This window comes from Mucilaginibacter sp. (assembly GCF_039921305.1).
Classification (GTDB): Bacteria; Bacteroidota; Bacteroidia; order Sphingobacteriales; family Sphingobacteriaceae; genus Mucilaginibacter.
The window spans coordinates 155,060-172,968 of record NZ_JBDSCA010000055.1; the positions used below are offsets into that span (position 1 = coordinate 155,060).

The 17,909-nt window shown below is 41.7% G+C and carries 18 protein-coding genes and 1 other RNA gene; 8 read left to right on the top strand and 11 right to left on the bottom strand.

Annotation, left to right across the window (positions count from 1 at the left end):
• Window positions 1–23: 23 nt before the first annotated feature.
• Together ABIN91_RS17335 and ABIN91_RS17340 are read left to right on the top strand one after the other, a co-directional pair.
• Window positions 24–752: a hypothetical protein gene (locus tag ABIN91_RS17335; RefSeq protein WP_348052599.1), complete on the top strand. Its 729-nt coding sequence runs from the start codon at window positions 24–26 to the stop codon at window positions 750–752.
• A 6-nt stretch (window positions 753–758) separates the two neighbouring features.
• Window positions 759–1,091, top strand: a complete 333-nt coding sequence (locus ABIN91_RS17340) for a Rieske 2Fe-2S domain-containing protein (protein WP_348052600.1) — start codon at window positions 759–761, stop codon at window positions 1,089–1,091.
• A 14-nt stretch (window positions 1,092–1,105) separates the two neighbouring features.
• On the opposite strand, the gene ABIN91_RS17345 is transcribed toward ABIN91_RS17340, so the two are convergent.
• The 8 genes from ABIN91_RS17345 to rnpB form a co-directional block, all read right to left on the bottom strand.
• On the bottom strand, window positions 1,106–1,504 hold the full coding sequence (locus ABIN91_RS17345; protein WP_348052602.1) for a hypothetical protein: 399 nt from the start codon (window positions 1,502–1,504) through the stop codon (window positions 1,106–1,108).
• Between the two features lie 10 nt (window positions 1,505–1,514).
• Window positions 1,515–2,393, bottom strand: coding sequence for a tetrahydrofolate dehydrogenase/cyclohydrolase catalytic domain-containing protein (locus tag ABIN91_RS17350; protein ID WP_348052604.1), 879 nt, complete (start codon window positions 2,391–2,393; stop codon window positions 1,515–1,517).
• A 107-nt stretch (window positions 2,394–2,500) separates the two neighbouring features.
• Entirely contained in the window at window positions 2,501–4,288 is a 1,788-nt protein-coding gene (gene lepA / locus ABIN91_RS17355; RefSeq protein ID WP_348052606.1) for a translation elongation factor 4, read from the bottom strand.
• Window positions 4,289–4,379: 91 nt separating this feature from the next.
• The gene (locus tag ABIN91_RS17360; RefSeq protein WP_348052608.1) at window positions 4,380–5,150 is read right to left on the bottom strand and encodes a CPBP family intramembrane glutamic endopeptidase; all 771 of its coding nucleotides are present in this window, start codon (window positions 5,148–5,150) and stop codon (window positions 4,380–4,382) included.
• On the bottom strand, window positions 5,143–5,688 hold the full coding sequence (locus ABIN91_RS17365) for a hypothetical protein (protein WP_348052610.1): 546 nt from the start codon (window positions 5,686–5,688) through the stop codon (window positions 5,143–5,145). Before ABIN91_RS17365 ends, ABIN91_RS17360 begins: the two co-directional genes overlap by 8 nt.
• A gap of 79 nt (window positions 5,689–5,767) precedes the next feature.
• On the bottom strand, window positions 5,768–7,063 hold the full coding sequence (locus ABIN91_RS17370; protein WP_348052612.1) for a DNA polymerase IV: 1,296 nt from the start codon (window positions 7,061–7,063) through the stop codon (window positions 5,768–5,770).
• Between the two features lie 144 nt (window positions 7,064–7,207).
• Window positions 7,208–8,584, bottom strand: coding sequence for a sigma-54 dependent transcriptional regulator (locus tag ABIN91_RS17375; RefSeq protein ID WP_348052614.1), 1,377 nt, complete (start codon window positions 8,582–8,584; stop codon window positions 7,208–7,210).
• A 151-nt stretch (window positions 8,585–8,735) separates the two neighbouring features.
• An RNA gene (gene rnpB / locus ABIN91_RS17380) (RNase P RNA component class A) lies at window positions 8,736–9,119 on the bottom strand.
• Window positions 9,120–9,474: 355 nt separating this feature from the next.
• On the opposite strand from rnpB, the gene cysC reads away from it, so the two are divergent.
• Complete coding sequence (gene cysC, locus ABIN91_RS17385; RefSeq protein WP_348052616.1) at window positions 9,475–9,999, top strand: adenylyl-sulfate kinase; 525 nt, start codon at window positions 9,475–9,477, stop codon at window positions 9,997–9,999.
• A 19-nt stretch (window positions 10,000–10,018) separates the two neighbouring features.
• Here cysC and ABIN91_RS17390 read toward each other — a convergent pair whose 3' ends face one another.
• From ABIN91_RS17390 to ABIN91_RS17400, 3 genes are read right to left on the bottom strand one after another with little or no spacing between them, the layout of a single operon-like run.
• Window positions 10,019–10,984: a hypothetical protein gene (locus tag ABIN91_RS17390; RefSeq protein ID WP_348052618.1), complete on the bottom strand. Its 966-nt coding sequence runs from the start codon at window positions 10,982–10,984 to the stop codon at window positions 10,019–10,021.
• A 2-nt stretch (window positions 10,985–10,986) separates the two neighbouring features.
• Window positions 10,987–11,676, bottom strand: a complete 690-nt coding sequence (locus tag ABIN91_RS17395) for an aspartyl/asparaginyl beta-hydroxylase domain-containing protein (protein ID WP_348052620.1) — start codon at window positions 11,674–11,676, stop codon at window positions 10,987–10,989.
• A gap of 5 nt (window positions 11,677–11,681) precedes the next feature.
• Entirely contained in the window at window positions 11,682–12,380 is a 699-nt protein-coding gene (locus tag ABIN91_RS17400; RefSeq protein ID WP_348052622.1) for a hypothetical protein, read from the bottom strand.
• 443 nt (window positions 12,381–12,823) lie between these two features.
• Here ABIN91_RS17400 and porV point away from each other — a divergent pair, with 443 nt between their 5' ends.
• From porV to ABIN91_RS17425, 5 genes are all read left to right on the top strand, one after another.
• Window positions 12,824–13,948 (top strand): type IX secretion system outer membrane channel protein PorV, encoded by a 1,125-nt coding sequence (porV, locus tag ABIN91_RS17405; protein ID WP_348052623.1) that lies wholly within the window; start codon window positions 12,824–12,826, stop codon window positions 13,946–13,948.
• A gap of 57 nt (window positions 13,949–14,005) precedes the next feature.
• Window positions 14,006–15,100, top strand: coding sequence for an ABC transporter substrate-binding protein (locus tag ABIN91_RS17410; RefSeq protein ID WP_348052625.1), 1,095 nt, complete (start codon window positions 14,006–14,008; stop codon window positions 15,098–15,100).
• A 1-nt stretch (window position 15,101) separates the two neighbouring features.
• On the top strand, window positions 15,102–16,037 hold the full coding sequence (locus ABIN91_RS17415; protein WP_348052627.1) for a formyltransferase family protein: 936 nt from the start codon (window positions 15,102–15,104) through the stop codon (window positions 16,035–16,037).
• 337 nt (window positions 16,038–16,374) lie between these two features.
• Window positions 16,375–17,007: a tail fiber protein gene (locus ABIN91_RS17420; RefSeq protein ID WP_348052629.1), complete on the top strand. Its 633-nt coding sequence runs from the start codon at window positions 16,375–16,377 to the stop codon at window positions 17,005–17,007.
• Between the two features lie 54 nt (window positions 17,008–17,061).
• The gene (locus ABIN91_RS17425) at window positions 17,062–17,694 is read left to right on the top strand and encodes a tail fiber protein (protein WP_348052630.1); all 633 of its coding nucleotides are present in this window, start codon (window positions 17,062–17,064) and stop codon (window positions 17,692–17,694) included.
• Window positions 17,695–17,909 lie beyond the last annotated feature (215 nt).

Here is a 17,909-nt window from a genome sequence, read left to right on the forward strand (position 1 = left end):
GGCTAATCTGTTCAGTTTTTATCATGGTATGCCTTACGGGATGCCTTGATATAGACGAAACCTACGATTTTCATGCCGATGGTTCTTGCAACGTGACCTATAACTTTGATATGAGTAAGGCCATATCGGTATTGGTGAATTTAATACCCGATTCGGTTAAACAAACACCTCAGTTTAACATGGAACAAGATACCACGGTAAACTATTACAACCTGCTTCCCGATAGCGTTCACCGCCAAATGGATTCTACCCAAATTGCTACCGCTAAAAGCAGCGATGTGGTAATGATAATGAATTTGAAACACAATAACTTGCGATTAAGCATGCGCCATTCATCAGATAATGTGAGCGATCTGAGCTACTATCTTAAAAATTTGTCGAAAATGACATCTAACAATCAGTTAGGGCCTATATTGTCATCAAAAAAACCTATAGCCCAACCTGCGGAAAACCCTTTTGCCTTAACCCAGGATTACTATAATTACGACATCGGCCCCCATAAATTTTACCGTACCATTGATATGGTGAAGTTTAAAAAATATGTAAAGGCAAATCAGTCAACCTTCAGCATGTCCAAAGCGATGCTGATAGAAATGCCTTATAAGGTAACCGTGAACTTCCCAAAGCCGATTATCAAAATCGACAATAAAAAGGCCGTGCTTTCTGCAGATAAGAGATCGGTGACGCTACAAACCGATATTGAAGAAGTACTGAAAGACCCGGATGTAATGAACTTTAAAATTGATTTTTAATTTTAAATGAAATGGTACAAAGTTCTGGATATTAATGATCTGAAATATCCATTCATTAAACGAGTAAAAGCAGGAAACACAACTATTGCCTTGGTTGGAGTTGATAATGAAGTTTGCGCCTTATCGGCCCGATGCCCTCACGCGGGCGAAGATTTGAGCTATGGCTGGTGCAAAAATGGCAAACTGATTTGCCCGGTACATAGGTATTCTTATGATATTCATACTGGCCGTGGTAGTGTAGGGCAAGGTGATTATGTTGATACTTATCCGGTTGAAATACGTAGGGATGGAGTCTATGTTGGGATAAAGGAAGGTTGGTTAAGTAGGATTTTTAAATAAACTATAGGAGTTGCCTATTCTTTAGGATGATTACGCGATTTTCGCCATTCCTCAAGTGTAATCATGTCGTCAATAGAAGTATCTGAGTACTTTATCAATAATGTTTTAGGATTGACGAAGAAATTAAAATGGGTGTAATAAGACATTCCGTTGTCTTCCATAACTGTTACCCAATAATAATTCTCTTTTTTAGAGGGCTTTTGATAGAGAATAACTTGAAGGTGCCTTTTGTTGTGGGTTACTCTTTCTACATATTGCATCCGTTTTTTAACTTCCGGTAAATGAGCAATAGTGTCCAGAATACGAATTTTAAGTTTGCTAAGTTTATCTACAACAGGCTTCTTCTTAGTCTGCCCATTGCTGTTAACGATTATTATAGTTAATAGCACAACGACAAATAATAGCCTTTTCATCGTTATCCTACTAATAAACCGTCTTATTCGCCGAGGCCAAAGTATTCTTCAATAACCCAATAATCGTCATCAAGCCAACGCCACCCGGTACCGGGGTAATCCACGATGCTTTAGGGGCAACGCTTTCAAAATCAACATCGCCATATAATTTGTAGCCAGATTTGGTTACGGTTGATGTTTCGCGGTTCATACCTACATCAACAACTACAACGCCATCTTTAACCATGTCCGCGGTAACAAAGTTCTTTTTACCAATAGCTACGATCAGTATATCAGCATCAAGCGTAAACTTTTTAATATCTGGTGTGCGGCTGTGGCAAATGGTTACGGTACAATTGCCCGGAGTAGTGTTCCTCGCCATCAAAATACTCATAGGCGAACCAACAATATTGCTGCGGCCAATCACCACGCAATGTTTACCCGCGGTTTCAATGCCGTATTCTTTCAACATTAAAGTAATGCCGTATGGAGTTGCCGGAATAAATGATGGTAAGTTACGTTGCATCCTGCCCAGGTTAATAGGGTGGAAGCCATCCACATCCTTACGGTGATCAATTTTCTCGGTCACCTTTTCGGGATCGATGTGTTTTGGCAAAGGTAACTGAACGATGATGCCGTCAATATCTTCATCAGCATTCAACTCAGCAACTTTGGCTAACAACTCTTCTTCGGTAACATTATCCTCATACCTAACCAGGCTCGATTTAAAACCAACCTTTTCGCAGTTCTTCATTTTGCTGGCTACGTAAGTTTCGCTGCCACCATCGTGCCCAACCAATACAGCAACCAAATGCGGTTTACGGCCGCTTTGAGCCAGGTATTCTGCTGCCTGTTCGGCAATTTCAGTCTTAAGTTTTTCTGATACGTATTTTCCGTCGAGTAGTTGCATGAAGTAGAGCCCCCTAACCCCCTAAAGGGGGAACAAAAGTTTATAGTTAGATTATATTTTACCAATATTGTGAATATGCCTTTAAGCTCCCCTTTATGGGGCTGGGGCTAATCCAGTTTTAGTACCGCCATGAACGCCGATTGTGGAATTTCCACGTTACCTACCTGGCGCATACGTTTTTTACCTTTTTTCTGTTTTTCTAACAGTTTACGCTTACGCGATATATCACCGCCGTAACATTTAGCGGTAACGTCTTTACGTAAAGCTTTCACCGTTTCGCGGGCGATGATCTTAGCACCGATTGATGCCTGGATAATAATTTCGAACTGTTGGCGCGGGATCAATTCCTTTAGCTTTTCGCAGATCTTTTTACCAAAATCGTACGAGTTACTGCGGTGAATTAATGATGATAAGGCATCAACAGGCTCGGCATTCAAAAGAATATCCAAACGCACCAGATCACTTTGGCGGTAACCTATCTGGGTATAATCGAAAGATGCATAACCTTTGGAGATGGTTTTCAACCGGTCGTAAAAATCGAAAACGATCTCGCCCATTGGCATCTCAAATACCAGTTCCACACGGTCCGAAGTCAGGTATGATTGATTAGTGATAAAACCACGTTTTTGAATACAAAGCGACATTACCGAACCAACAAACTCCGATTTGGTAATGATATTAGCCCTGATATAAGGCTCTTCAACAAATTGAAGTTTACTTGGATCAGGCAGATCAGATGGATTATTGACCTCCAACTCATCACCTTTAGTAGTATGAGCAATGTAGGATACGTTGGGGACCGTAGTGATCACCGTCATATCAAACTCGCGCTCTAAACGCTCCTGGATAATTTCCATGTGCAGCATCCCCAGGAAACCGCATCGGAAACCAAAACCTAAAGCCGCAGATGATTCCGGTTCAAATACTAACGAAGCATCGTTCAATTGCAGCTTGGCCATGGCCTCGCGCAACTCTTCGTACTCATCCGTATCAACCGGGTAAATACCGGCGAATACCATTGGTTTAACCTCTTCAAAACCTTGTATACCGGCAGCGCAGGGGCGTGCAATGGTAGTAATGGTATCACCAACTTTAACCTCGCGGGCTTCTTTAATTCCGGATATGATATAACCTACATCGCCTGTTTTGATCACATCTTTTGGCAATTGGTTGAGTTTTAAAGTGCCTACTTCCTCAGCTATATACTGCTTTTCGGTAGCGAAGAATTTTACTTTATCACCTTTTTTGATCTCGCCATTAATAACCTTAAAGTAAGCGATGATACCACGGAAAGAGTTAAATACCGAATCGAATATCAAAGCCTGTAATGGAGCTTCCGGATCGCCAACCGGTGGCGGTACACGGGCAACAATGGCTTCCAGCATTTCGTGAACACCCATCCCGGTTTTACCTGACGCGGCTAAAATATCTTCGCGTTTACAACCTATCAGTTCAACAATCTGGTCCTTAACTTCTTCGGGCATAGCGCCGGGCAGGTCCATCTTATTTAACACCGGGATTATTTCCAGGTCGTTCTCTAAAGCCAGGTAAAGGTTCGATATGGTTTGCGCCTGTATCCCCTGCGATGCATCAACGATCAGCAAAGCGCCTTCGCAAGCGGCAATAGAACGTGAAACCTCGTACGAAAAATCGACGTGACCGGGGGTATCAATCAGGTTCAATATATATTTTTCGCCATTAAGGGTATAGTCCATTTGTATGGCGTGGCTCTTAATGGTGATACCGCGTTCGCGTTCAAGGTCCATGTCATCTAACAATTGGGCCTGCGATTCGCGCTTCGTTATAGTATTGGTATATTCTAACAACCTATCGGCAAGGGTACTTTTACCGTGGTCGATGTGGGCTATGATACAAAAATTACGGATATTCTTCATTCAATCGCAAAAGTAGGTTTTTTAGGGGATATTATGGAATGGAGTTATCAAGAAAGTGAGATGCGGCAATAAGATAAACAGAGATGGTTTGTTACCTGTATTTCCACAATTCCATAACACAAACTGTTAAATTAAAACAAAAGTGAATGAATACACCGTACCACAACGTTTTTTCTTTGATACGTATGTAGCCCAGTAGCAACGCAAATGGAATGAGCCAGAACAGTGATAAAAAAGACATGTGTAAAATAGCAAACAAAAACGAGGTAATAAATATAGCTTGTTTATGATCGGCAACGCCTAATAAGTTTTGAAGCAGGTAACCGCGGTAAGCTAACTCTTCAAATAGGGCCGGCATTACGGCAGTGAAAAATATCATGATCAAAGCCGCATATTTCTGATTGGCATAAAAACCGTAATAATAAAATTCCTTCGAAAAAATGGTGTGGTTTAACCATCCTACGCAATAACTCACAATTAGTGATGTAACAATTGCCCCGGCTCCGTAGCCCAGCAGTTTAAGAAAGGAGAAATCGGGCCATTTTAATAGTGATTTATTTTTCGACCAGTTATCACAAAAAAAGGTGATTGCTATAATCGCCAATAATACATCAAAAATTATAGACCAGGTTAAAGTTTTAAAAGCATCAATAAACGATGCTATGGCACAAATAATAATATCAAACGCATAAAACAAGGCAGCTTGTTTTACCCTGTTCCAACCGCTAATGGTATATTCATCTTCCACTTTTTGCGTGGAGCCACAATGTTTACAAAACCGGCTGTTTAGGGCGATGGGTTCACTGCATTGTATGCAAACGTATTCTTCGGGTAAATCCTGTTGTAAAATGATATCAGTCAATATTTAATTCTTTCTTGATTTTTTCGGCTTCAATTGCCGATCTAATTCCTTTAATAAATGCCCCGATAATTATAATTTTTATGATAATGCCTGATATGATAGATAATGGGTTTTGGATAGCATTCAATATCAATATAATGGCATACAAGCAAGCGCCAGATACAAGTGCTGCGAATGGCTTTTTACGGCTCCAAACCCCCAGAGCAATAAATATTATTGCCAATATCAGGTTGGTTATTAATGTGGCAAATTTTTGTTCGGCATCTACGGCGGCAGTAGCATACAATATAATGCCCGATAAAACACAGGCTATAGCAACCCAATATAAGGCATTACCTGCACTTTTTATTTTCTTATTATAATCTTCCAGATCGATTTCTTTAACATTCCTATTTGTAATAAAATTTTGTTGTTCTATTTCGGTGCCCTTTAATGGATAACCACAATTATCACAATAGGCATCAGCCTCATTAACTTTGGTGTAGCATGAACTGCAAAAGCTCGCTTTGGTGGCAGGTATTGAAAGGTTGTCTTCCATAATTGAGATGAGTAAAGGTTGTTGTTCGTAATAATAAATATTAAAAGTGATTTTCTGAAATATTTTAAGATCGATTTTCTCAATACCTCGGCACCCTCGCGTAATCCATACTGGTCAAATCCTTTACCGATCCAAATCCTATCACATCCTTAATCACCTTACCGTCTGTCATTTCAACGGCGCGTACCAGTTTATCCTGTCCAAATTTATCTTTTATCTGGTGCATGGTTTTACGGGCGGCTTCGTTACGGTCAACATCCTCAAAAAGGCTGTAAAGCACATTGCTATTATCAACAAAGTTGGTTACACCCACCCGCATACTGCTGATACGATTATTCATAATGGCATCGCCTTTAGTCATTTCTTCAAACTTAGCAATGCGCTTGCGTATCATCCGCATCAGGCTAATGGCGTCCTGTATAGGGATGCTCACCTTAAAGGCATCATCCCAGCGTGTACCGTCGGTATAGCTGGCGGTAAAGCCAATGGCTTTGCAATAAAAATTGTGGCGTACCATGCGTTTTTCGAGAGTTAAACAAAGCGTCATAAACAGTTGGTCAATGTAGCCTTCCGTTTCACGCTTTTCAGCGGATATCTGCCGCATGGCCTGCATACCCCGGTAATCCTGGGCGGCAATGTTGGTTTCTATAAAGTTGAGCCTGTAGTGCCAGTATATACCTTCAATGCTTTTAAAAATAGCCTTTAAACGGTCAGGAGATGTATGGCGCATTTGTAATGGCGTGTTCACGCCGCAACGTTCCAGCCGGTAACTCATGTTGGCGCCAATGCCCGGCAGGTCGCCTAAGCGTAGGGTTTTTAAAACTTCGTCAATGTTATGTTGGTCAATCACCTGCAAACCACCCTTCTTTTTCCCTACTACCGATCCCAGTTTGGCCAAAAAAGCATTGGGTGCCACACCAATGGAGCATTCCAAAAAATCGCCAACCTTTTTTAATATATCGCGCTTAATATTGCGGGCAACCATCACCGGGTCGGGATGGATCAGTTTATAGTTATTGAGGTTAATAATAGCCTCGTCAATACTTTTGGGTACCACATCATCGCAATATTCCTTCAATACGTTAATGATCTTCACATGGTACTCCCGGTAACGGGTAGGGTTGCTCTCTATCGGGATAAATTCCGGGCAGGCGGCCATCACATCATTCAAACGCGAACCAGCTTTTAAACCAAGCGCTTTTGCTTCGGTAGATAATGATATCACACAGCCATACTTGCCGGTGTAAACACAAACTCCGCAAGGCCTGCCGCGCAGCCAGTAATTTACCTGCTGCTCGCAACGAGCAAAAAAACTGTTCATATCCACAAACAACACCCGCGCTTCGGTACGTACCTCTATGGAATTCTGATTCATGATTCAAATTTGCTAAAAATATTAGTAAAATCAAATTTAAATCAAACAATGTTTTGAACAATCGGAGATCGTAAATCATAAAAGCGCCACTACATTTATAGTGACGCTTTTATTCAAAGCTCTTGGTTTAAAATTCAGGGGCTCTTACTGCTCACCACGCTTCAATCCGTATTTCTCAATTTTACTATACAGGTGACTGCGCTGAATATCAATATCATCTGCCGTTTTGGATACATTCCAGTTGTTTTTTTCCAACTTGAATTTGATGTACTCGCGTTCGGCAAAATCCTTGTATTCCTGGAAGTTTTTAAACTGGTCAAAATCTGGCTGTGACGAACCAGTCGCCGTTGCCGCAACAGGGGCCGATGGATTGGCAAATGCCCTTACATCAGCATCGGTGATGGTCTTGTCGCTCAAAATGATCAAACGTTCGATCATGTTGCGCAACTCACGGATATTACCCGTCCACGGTAAAGCTTTTAAAGCTTCCAAACCCGCATCTGATAGCTTTTTAACCGGCATACCATAATCGGTACAGATCTCTTCTAAAAAGCTTTGAGCTATGATGCTAATATCATCCTTACGCTCAACCAACGGTGGTACATGTATCAATATCACACTCAGGCGGTGGTATAAGTCCATCCTGAAGTTACCGGCCTCAATTTCTTTAAGCAGGTCTTTGTTGGTTGCCGCAATAACGCGTACATCAACATCTATTTCTTTTTCGCCGCCTACGCGGGTAATTTTATTCTCCTGTAAGGCACGCAATACTTTGGCTTGGGCCGATTGGCTCATGTCGCCAATCTCATCTAAAAACAAAGTACCGCCACTTGCCGATTCAAACTTACCTATCCGTTGTTTAATGGCCGAAGTAAAGGAACCTTTTTCGTGACCAAACAGCTCGCTCTCAATTAACTCCGAAGGGATAGCCGCGCAATTTACCTCAATTAAAGGCGCGTTGCTCCGTTGCGATTTTTCGTGCAGCCAGCGGGCAACCAATTCTTTACCGCTACCATTGGCGCCAGTAACCAATACCCGTGCATCGGTAGGGGCAACACGGTCAATCGTTTCTTTGATCTTACCAATAGCCTGCGAGTTACCCAATATTTCGCGGGTTTTGGATGTCTTCTTCTTTAATATCTTGGTCTCGGTAACTAACGAACCTCTGTCGAGCGCATTACGTACCGTGATCAGCAAACGATTAAGATCGGGTGGTTTTGATATAAAATCGAAAGCGCCTTTTTTGCTGGCCTCAACTGCGGTTTCAACCGTGCCATGGCCGCTTATCATAATAAAAGGAAGATCTGGCCTGATCAATAAACCTTCGGATAACACTTCCATACCATCCATGCGGTTCATCTTGATGTCGCACAATACCAAATCGTAATCATTACGGGTAATGAGTTCTAAACCATCAATACCGTTGTCTATATCATCAACCTGGTAGTCTTCGTATTCTAAAATCTCGCGGAGTGTATTTCTGATCGCCCGTTCGTCGTCAATTATCAGGATCTTTGACATAAATTGTAATAGTTTTAATAGGTAGGGTTAAGTACGCAACTAAGTTAAATCTTTTTGTATAGAAAACTAAACACAAAACCGGGGGAATGGTTTTATCAAAATGAATAAAAAAATCAGTCCCCTTTCCGTTACCGAAAAGGGGACTGAAAGTTCCAGTAGCAAACCTGTAAGCCGGGTTCTGTATTCTCCTTGCGGAGAGCTTCTATCATTAATCTGGTCCGGCCATTGCTAACCGGCTCTATCAACCTACCCATCCCAACGTTGATGCCTAAGCACCACACGGAAGCGAGCAGCCTCACTTTCGGGACCTATTTGGTTTTTCAACTCCTGGGGTTTACCGCAATACATGTCGCCATGCAAAGCCGTGAGCTCTTACCTCACGTTTTCACCCTTACCCGTGTAAACACAGGCGGTATATTCTCTGTGGCACTTGCCGTCGCCCACTGAAGGCGCCTTCCCGTTAGGAAGCAGGATGCTCTATGTTGCCCGGACTTTCCTCCGCACGTCGCCATGCAGCGATAGAACGGTTCGCTTTGATGCAAAGGTAAGGTTTTTGATGGGAAGATGTAGCAGGTAAAATGGAAGATGTGTTTGGATTTTGGATTTATCGAAGATGTATCGGTAAAATGGAACTGCGAAATGGATAACCTTAATAACCCAATAATAAGGGGGATTTATTTAACAACTTAATCTCCGCAATTCAAAATCCTTCAGCGATTCGATCATTGAGAAAGGGGGGATAAAGTAAGATTTTTTTTCGCTTTTAAACTCGCTCTTTAAATAATTTCTCAATAGAATCTTAATCTCTGCATCTTGGGTCTTCTTCCCTACAAGGTACAAAAAAAACTTCGCCTTCGCAAATCTCATCCCTATTTTTATAGCTTTGTTAAATGCTCATTATTCAATTTACAGGCTTATCCGGCGGAGGGAAAACCACCATCTCTACGCGTTTTAAGCAATTAATGGAGCAGCAGAACCATACTGTGGAGATTATTGATGGCGATACCTACCGCAATACTTTATGTAAAGACCTGGGCTTTTCTAAAGCCGACAGGCAAGAGAATATCCGTCGCTTGGGTAAGGTAGCCGCCCAACTCGCCCCACAAACATCAGTTGTTATTATAGCCGCCATTAACCCATACCAGCAAGTGCGCCATGAGCTTAAAACTAACTACGGTGTTAAAACCGTATGGATAAATTGCGACATAGACGAACTGCTTAAACGCGATACCAAAGGTTTGTATAAAAGGGCGCTGTTACCCAACGAGCATCCCAATAAAATTTATAACCTTACGGGGATAAACGACACCTACGATGCACCAATTGATCACGATTTACAGATCAATACACACATCGAAACGTTACAACAATCTGTTGATAAATTGATGGATTTTGTAAAGCAATACCTGGAATAATAAACCACAACACGCCAAACTAGCCGCTTACTCTTTTCGCTTCCACCGCATTATACAACTTAAAAGCCTTACTCAAAAAGTCAGGCATATCTTTAGGCTGATCCTGGCTAAACACCTTGCCGGGATGTTTGGAGTGGTAGCCGCTACGTTCCTGCATTTTTTGCAGGTCTGCTTCGCTTATCGTGATGTTGCTAAAGCGGGCTATCTTATTCATTATGGGTATAATTCCTTCGCTGTAGCTAACCAGCAAACTTAGCTTGTCGTTTTCGGTTACTTCAAGGTACATTTTTAAATAACTTTCCAGCACTTTAACAGTATATTCATCAAGGCTTAGGTTGGCTATTTCTTTGTGCTTAAAGCCAAATAATTCCGGTTCAATTAATCCCGGTACAGCCTGTACCCCCCATAACTTGGTATGCGAATTTAAAACTTCATCTGGCCTGCGGTACAACAAAATAAACGGAACATCGGGGTAAAGCCTGCGCAACTGTTTGTAAAACAAAATGTGCCAGCTATCGGTCTTGATAAATAAATGCCTTTCCTTCCCGTTTCTAACCTGCCCATAAAACTTTAACGATGCTTTAAGCAAGGTTTCAATAGCTTGCTCGCGATAATCGTTGTTTTTGTAAGGTAATCTCAATATATCATCAAAAAAAGGAACTTCCGCTAACGATATATTTTCTTCCATCGTCCCCAAAAGCTGCGAAATTAAGGTAGATCCACATCTCGATATATGAAAAATAATAGCGGTAGGGGCAACCTCCTCAAACCCGCCCGACCAATCAACCATCGCATCCAGATCACTAACCGATTCGCGGTAAACATTCAATCGCAACAAGCTCTTGCATGCTGTAATGGTTTCATCAAAAAAAGGCTCTGCAAATTTTTTATTAAAAGTATTAAGCCAATGGCATTGTACCTCGTTATTAGTGTGGCTAAGTTTGTAAGGTATCCAGTTTTGCAGTGGGTGTAAGTTGTGGTTCAATGCTATATCAGGTTAGCGCTTTTCAGTTCAAGTTCTAATTTATCAGCCAGGTTGTTTGCTGTCTCAGTTTGGTGCATTCTTAAGCCTTGTATCACCCGTAAGGTTTGTTCGAGGTTTACGGGCTCTTCAAACTCAGTTTTTTCGGCTGCTGTAAATACATCTGTAAGCCAGTTGTTCACCTTGCAATCAACAACCAAATGTATCCTGTCGGTACTGCCGTAGTTTGCTACGCGGTGGGGCAAATTGGCATTAATGTACCAACATTCGCCGGGCAGCATGCTCACCCTCAAATCATTTACATAAAACTCAACCGCGTTATTGGTCGCCACCGGGAAATGTAGCCGGGCTTCGCCCTTTTCAAAAGCAAGTTCAAAATCACGGTGCTGTTTAATTACCGCGCCAGCCTTCAGGTTAAGCAATCTAACCGTCATCACGTCGCAATGTAAGGTATCAATTAATTTTTTAACCAACGGAAAAGCTTCCATATTGGGTGTATCCGCGTAAGCATCATTGCCCAACAATTCCGCGTTAATGTTATCCGCATCGCCCCCCGGCGATCGTAGTGTTAAAACATCCCAGCTACCTTCGTAACCTTGTGTGTTATAATGAGGGAGCCATTTCTTATTTATTGATGTGCCCGCATCGTTAAAATGGGGCACATCAATATTTAGGCGGGCAAAACCAATAACCATATACTTTATTTGTTTTCTGTTGATTTTAATGCGGTATACAAACCGGCGCTCATACCCAAAAGTATCAGGTTATTATTGGTTACAACCGGCATAACGCCATCAATAACCTTTTGTAAGGTTAACGTATTAATTAGCTTAATCTGCTGTACAGATGTATAAATAAACCACAAACCAAACACCAGGTTAAATATAAATGCCTGTAAACGGTGTATACTGATCCCGTTTTTGTCTGATAATATATCTAATAAAAAGTTGGATCTTTTAATATCCCGGGCTTTTAAAGGTACGGGTGGAGTAACAACAACTACAGTAGTGGGTGCGGCATCTGGCACTGCGGGGTCTGTGCCTGTTGGCGGCGTGGTAGCAGCAGCTACTGCCACAACAGCATTTGCAGCCGCGGCGGCATTAGCGTTATCATCATCACTAAGATCTATTAAGCTGGCAGTTACCGTTGTGATTGATCCGATACCGAGCAATATTAAAGTGCTTTGGCCAAAATCGGGAATTTTGCCGGTAGCTATAATTACCGATATAAAGGTAGCCAGTATAATAAATGTCCACCATACTAACTGCCAGCGACTAAAACTGTAAGGTTTTGGGTGCGATGTACTGTCGTTACACAATACATGATACTTTTTTTGCAGATAAATTACCAGCACAATTTGCAGTGCCAGCACTAAATAATAAATAACTTCTGGTTTCATAATTTGATAAGGTTTAGGTTTAACGCATATACTTGTGATAACAGGTATTATAAAATTATATATTATAGTTCAAATTAAAGCTGTTTTTTTAATATTTTTATTTTATCAAAAGGGCCTTTTCACCCTATTAGTATCCACATAAAATATATACTATTACAGGTGTTTAGTAAAAGTGTATTTTACCCCTTGTAGAGTATAAAAACAACATATATACAAAAGAGCATTGCCCTATGCTTTTTTTTACTTGTGTTAATGAGCGTGGTTTACTAAACATTTTTATTTATGTTTATAAAGCCTAATTGTATAATATTTTATTCGACCTGCAATTTTATTAGGAGTTGAATATTTTAGTAATTATATTTAACAGCGTATTTGGTTGGGGCAAAAAGATAATTGGTTGTAACCAAAAACCCGCTATGATATTAAACCTATCACAATTTCAAATGAAACACCTTTACCTATCATTAATATTATTAAGTATATCGGTTGCCGGTATTGCACAAACGTCAAGCTTTAATACAAACGGCAGCAAATCAAACGCCATAGTAACAGCGGTGCCATTCCTAACTATTTCGCCCGATGCACGTGCCGGTGGTTTGGCAGATGCCGGTGCAGCCACCTCACCCGATGCCAGTTCAACCTACTGGAACCCATCAAAGCTGGCTTTTATCGACGAATCAAGAGAGCTATCATTATCATACAGCCCCTGGATGCGTCGCCTTTACAGTGATGTTAACCTGGCCTATCTTAGCTATGTTAACCGTTTAGATGATCGTAACACTATTGGTGCCTCGCTGCGTTACTTTAATTTAGGCAAGGTTGATAGTTATGATGATAACATCAATTCATTAGGTACGCTAAGGCCAAACGAATTTTCGTTCGATGTTTCTATAGCCCGTAAGTTTGGTAAAGAGCTTTCGCTTGGTTTAACCGCGCGTTATATTCACTCCAGCCTAACTCAGGGCAGTGTGCAATCCCAGGCGGCTAATGCCGTAGCTGCCGATGTATCTATGTATTACACCAGCAATTCATTTTCTTTTGGTGCCAATATCTCAAACATAGGTACCAAAATGAGCTATACTCCCGGTGGACAACAGTATTTTTTGCCAACAAACTTAAAGCTGGGTGTGGCCAAAAACTTTGTAATTGATGATATGAACGATTTTACCCTGGCCTTTGATGTAAATAAACTACTGGTACCAACCCCGCCATTGCGTGATGCTTCCGGAAATATTATTTCGGGTACGGATGATAATAAATCAGTGGTATCCGGCATTTTCAGTTCATTCGGCGATGCCCCTGGTGGCTTTAGCGAAGAAATGCAGGAGATCAGCTTTTCGCCCGCTTTGGAGTACTGGTATCAAAAACAATTTGCCATTAGGGCGGGTGTGTTTTACGAGAATGCTAACAAAGGCGGAAGGCAGTATATCACCTTCGGAGCGGGGTTCCGTTCGTCTGATTTTAAGCTCGATCTGTCGTACCTGGCGTCAAACCAAAGCACCAATCCGCTCTCGGGCGTAGTGCGTTTTTCGGTAGGCTATAATTTCGGATCAGTAAAAAATAAATAGCCTTTAACGCCATATCATAACCAAAATTTACTAAATTAAACCGAAGCTATACACTGTATGGATACTATAAATATTGGCCTGCTGCTGCCATCTTCAACTATATTCCCTGTTGGTAAAGATTTTGAAAAAGGACTTAAAGAAGGTTTGACCCCCTTGCGGAATGCCGGTGTAGAAGTTGAAATAGCAAAAGAATTTGTTAGTAATGGCGATACCAAACTTAACGAAAGCGCCATCAATAAGTTTTTTAATTATGATGATGTAGACCTTGTTACAGGCATCATTTCGAACAATGTAGTCCGCGAAATGGCTGATAAGTTCAGAGAGCCTCAAAAGCCATTACTGGTTAATAACCTCGGGGCTCACATACCCGCTATTGATAGGCTGAATGAATGTGTATTCTTCAATTCGCCCCATTTATGGCAGCACGCTTACGCGTTAGGGCATTGGGGAGTAAGCACATTCGGTAAAAAAGGTATGTACATCAGTTCTGTTTACGATGCAGGTTACAGCTTTTCGCATATGTTTCATGAGGGTATGATGGCTGCCGATCCTACCGCTCAGTGGTCATTCTCGGTACCGCCTATGCCGCCACCGGGCCAGCTTTCAAACATGGATGTTATTTTCCCATTCCTGGAGCAATACCAGCCCGATTTCATCTTCGCCACCTTTTGCGGCGGCGAAACCAGCCTATTCCTCAACGAGTTTGTAGCCCGCGGCTGGCACCACAAAACAAAAGTATTGGGTTTGCCTTATTTACTTAGCCCGTTTGCACCGCTTAACGCCGATATCACTATTTATACCACCCAGCTATTTAGCAATGCTCCCCAATTGTTACCATCAAAAGCATTTTATCATTTAGGATTACAAACCGGCCAAAATATAACAAACGCTGCTTTAAAGGCAACCACCAACTCTGATTTATGGTTGCAAATACATTCTCAACTAAACACAAGCAATATGTTTCACACCGGGCAGCAACACAGCGATACAACCCCGGTCACTATTCTACAAAACGATATCAAAGCTGGCGAAACCACATTTACTACAAAACCATTAACCCAACAGCGGGCTTTTGATTTAGATGTGGAGAAAATGCGCCCCCTTACTACCGGAATTGCTGCCGGTTGGAACAACCCTTATCTGTGTATATAACATGAAAAAGATACTCATGCTCTGCTGTTCTGATGTATTGGGCATACCGGCGCTCTTAAAACTCAAACAGCAAAATAACCTGGCCGCCATAGCCTTTACCGATAAGGTGGCCCCACGCATTATTCCCATATTACAAAGCGTTGGCTTTACTGCCGATGAAATGCACATCCTAACCAAAAAAGATCTCGAAACAGAGCTCAATACCCTGATAACCAAATACCAGCCCGAGGCCTTGTTCACGCTCACCTTCTCGTGGATGATACCTGATGCCATTTTGAACAGGCTGCCAAACCGCTGTATCAATTTTCATGGCGGTTTGCTGCCCAAATACAAAGGCGCCGATCCTGTTTTTTGGCAGATCAAAAACGGAGAAAAAAACGGAGGTTTCAGCATTCATATCATGACAAGCGAACTGGATGCAGGCCCTGTTCTTCTCACAGAAGAAATGCCTATTTATCCCGGCGAAACCTATGGTTTGTATACCCAGCGCTTAGGTATGCTTGCCGCGGATGCCGTAACCAAGGTATTAGATGGTGTTGGTACTTTGCAGCCACAACCCGTAACCACAAGCGCCCACCCCGATCTTTACCTCAAGCGGCCAACCGGGGCACAGCTTACCATCAACTGGCAGCAACAAACAGCCAGCCAAATAGAAAACCTGGTTAATGCCGCCAACCCTAATTACAATGGCGCGGCCACCAGTATTAGGCAAAGTAAAATATACCTGCTGGAAGTTGCCCCGGCCGATGTAAACAATCCCGAAGATCAGCAATTTCCACCCGGTACAATCATACATGCCGACCAGCTTTACGGTATCATAGTAGCCTGCATCAATAAGCAGTTTATCAAAATAAATGTAGTGAGCATGCAGCAAGGTTATTTTTCGGGTAGTAAATTATTTAATATGGGCTTTAGGGTGGGCGAGGTGTTTATGTAAGTAAGATAATTGATCTTAATATTATCTGAGCCGATAATAACGAATAGCCGTAATGAAAAAGCTATTAAATGTTAACGGCATATATCCACAGCGCAGGTAGTACCTATTATTTGTTAAAGATGCCTGGTTAGTACTTAGCCAGGCATCTTTTTTTGAGCAATTACTTAATAATTGTTGATTTTTTATACGATTCTATGATTATTAAAAAAAGGGTGTTTTTGCCCCTTTTTAAAGATGTAAATCCTGTATTAAATTGTGAATTATATTTGTTTATTTATATAAAAATATATAAATTTAATTATACTAATCAAATCTTTAACCTTAAAAATCAATTATTATGGATTCACCTTACGTCGGTCAAATTCAAACGTTTGCATTCAACTTCGCCCCGCGTGGGTGGATGCTTTGCGCCGGACAAACATTGTCAATTAGCCAGTACTCAGCCTTATTTTCTTTACTTGGCACTAATTATGGAGGTAACGGCCAAACTACTTTTCAATTACCGGATCTACAAGGCAGGGTAGCTGTTGGCTTTGGTAACGGGCTGGGTTTATCGCCATACGTTATCGGGCAAAAAGCCGGTACCGAAAATGTTTCCATTTTAACAAGTAATATGCCGTCGCACACACACGTTGCTACGTTTACTCCAAGCGGCGGTGGTGGCGGTGCTGTTACTGCTACTTTGAATGTAGTAAATGCGGCTGGAACCGCAATTACAGCCGGTGCTACGGGCACCAGCTATCTTGCAGGTGCGCATGGCCTGGGTACTGCCGCAGGTATATATGCAACTACAGGCACACTTACAGCATTAAATGCAGGTTCAATAACAGTTACCGGTGGTGGTGCCAGTAGTGGTGGTACTGTTACCAACGCAGTTACAGGTAATGGCTTACCTATACCTATTTTGCAACCTTACCTGGCAATAAATTACAGTATTGCTTTACAAGGTATATTTCCATCAAGGAATTAACGTCCGTTGGCGTAAATAATAATTTAACAATTTAAAAAATTAGAAAAACTTATTATGGATTCACCATTTATTGGACAAATTCAATCATTTGGATTTAATTATCCGCCCAGAGGCTGGATGCTTTGCCAGGGACAAACTATGTCAATATCGCAATACACCACGTTATTTGCACTGATAGGTACCACTTATGGCGGCGATGGCGTGCAAACCTTTGTGTTGCCAGATCTGCGTGGCCGCGTAGCGATAGCACAAGGACACGGACCTGGCTTATCAAATTACGTTATAGGCCAGGTTACGGGTACTGAAAGTATTAATATATTACAAGCTAATTTACCCGCGCATACACACGTAGCTACCTTTACCCCAAGCGGCGGTGGAGGTGGTACCCCGCTTACAGCTACTTTGAATGTGGTAAATGCAGCTGGAACTGCGGTTCTTGCAGGTGCAACAGGTACCAGCTACCTGGCAGGTGCTCACGGCCTGGGTAGTGCCGCGGGTATTTACGCAACCACAGGTACAACCACAGCGCTAAATCCAGGTTCAATAACCGTTAGTGGCAGCGCAGGCGGCGGCGGAACCGTTATTAACGCGCTTGCCGGAAACAATATTCCTATTCCTATTTTACAACCCTATTTGGCAATTAATTACAGTATAGCCATGGAGGGGTTATTTCCCTCAAGAAATTAATACAAAACAGATTTAAAGTTAAAAGACCTCCACATGGAGGTCTTTTTTTTGTACCTGCAATGCGATTAATATGCTATGTACGAATGAGTAAATATCGTATGTAGATTAATTATATGCGCATATAATAGCAATCAGAATATGCATACTATTAAATGTTAATTATGCATTCTACCATTCCATTCTCAATAATCATCTATTCAATCATTCGGTCAATA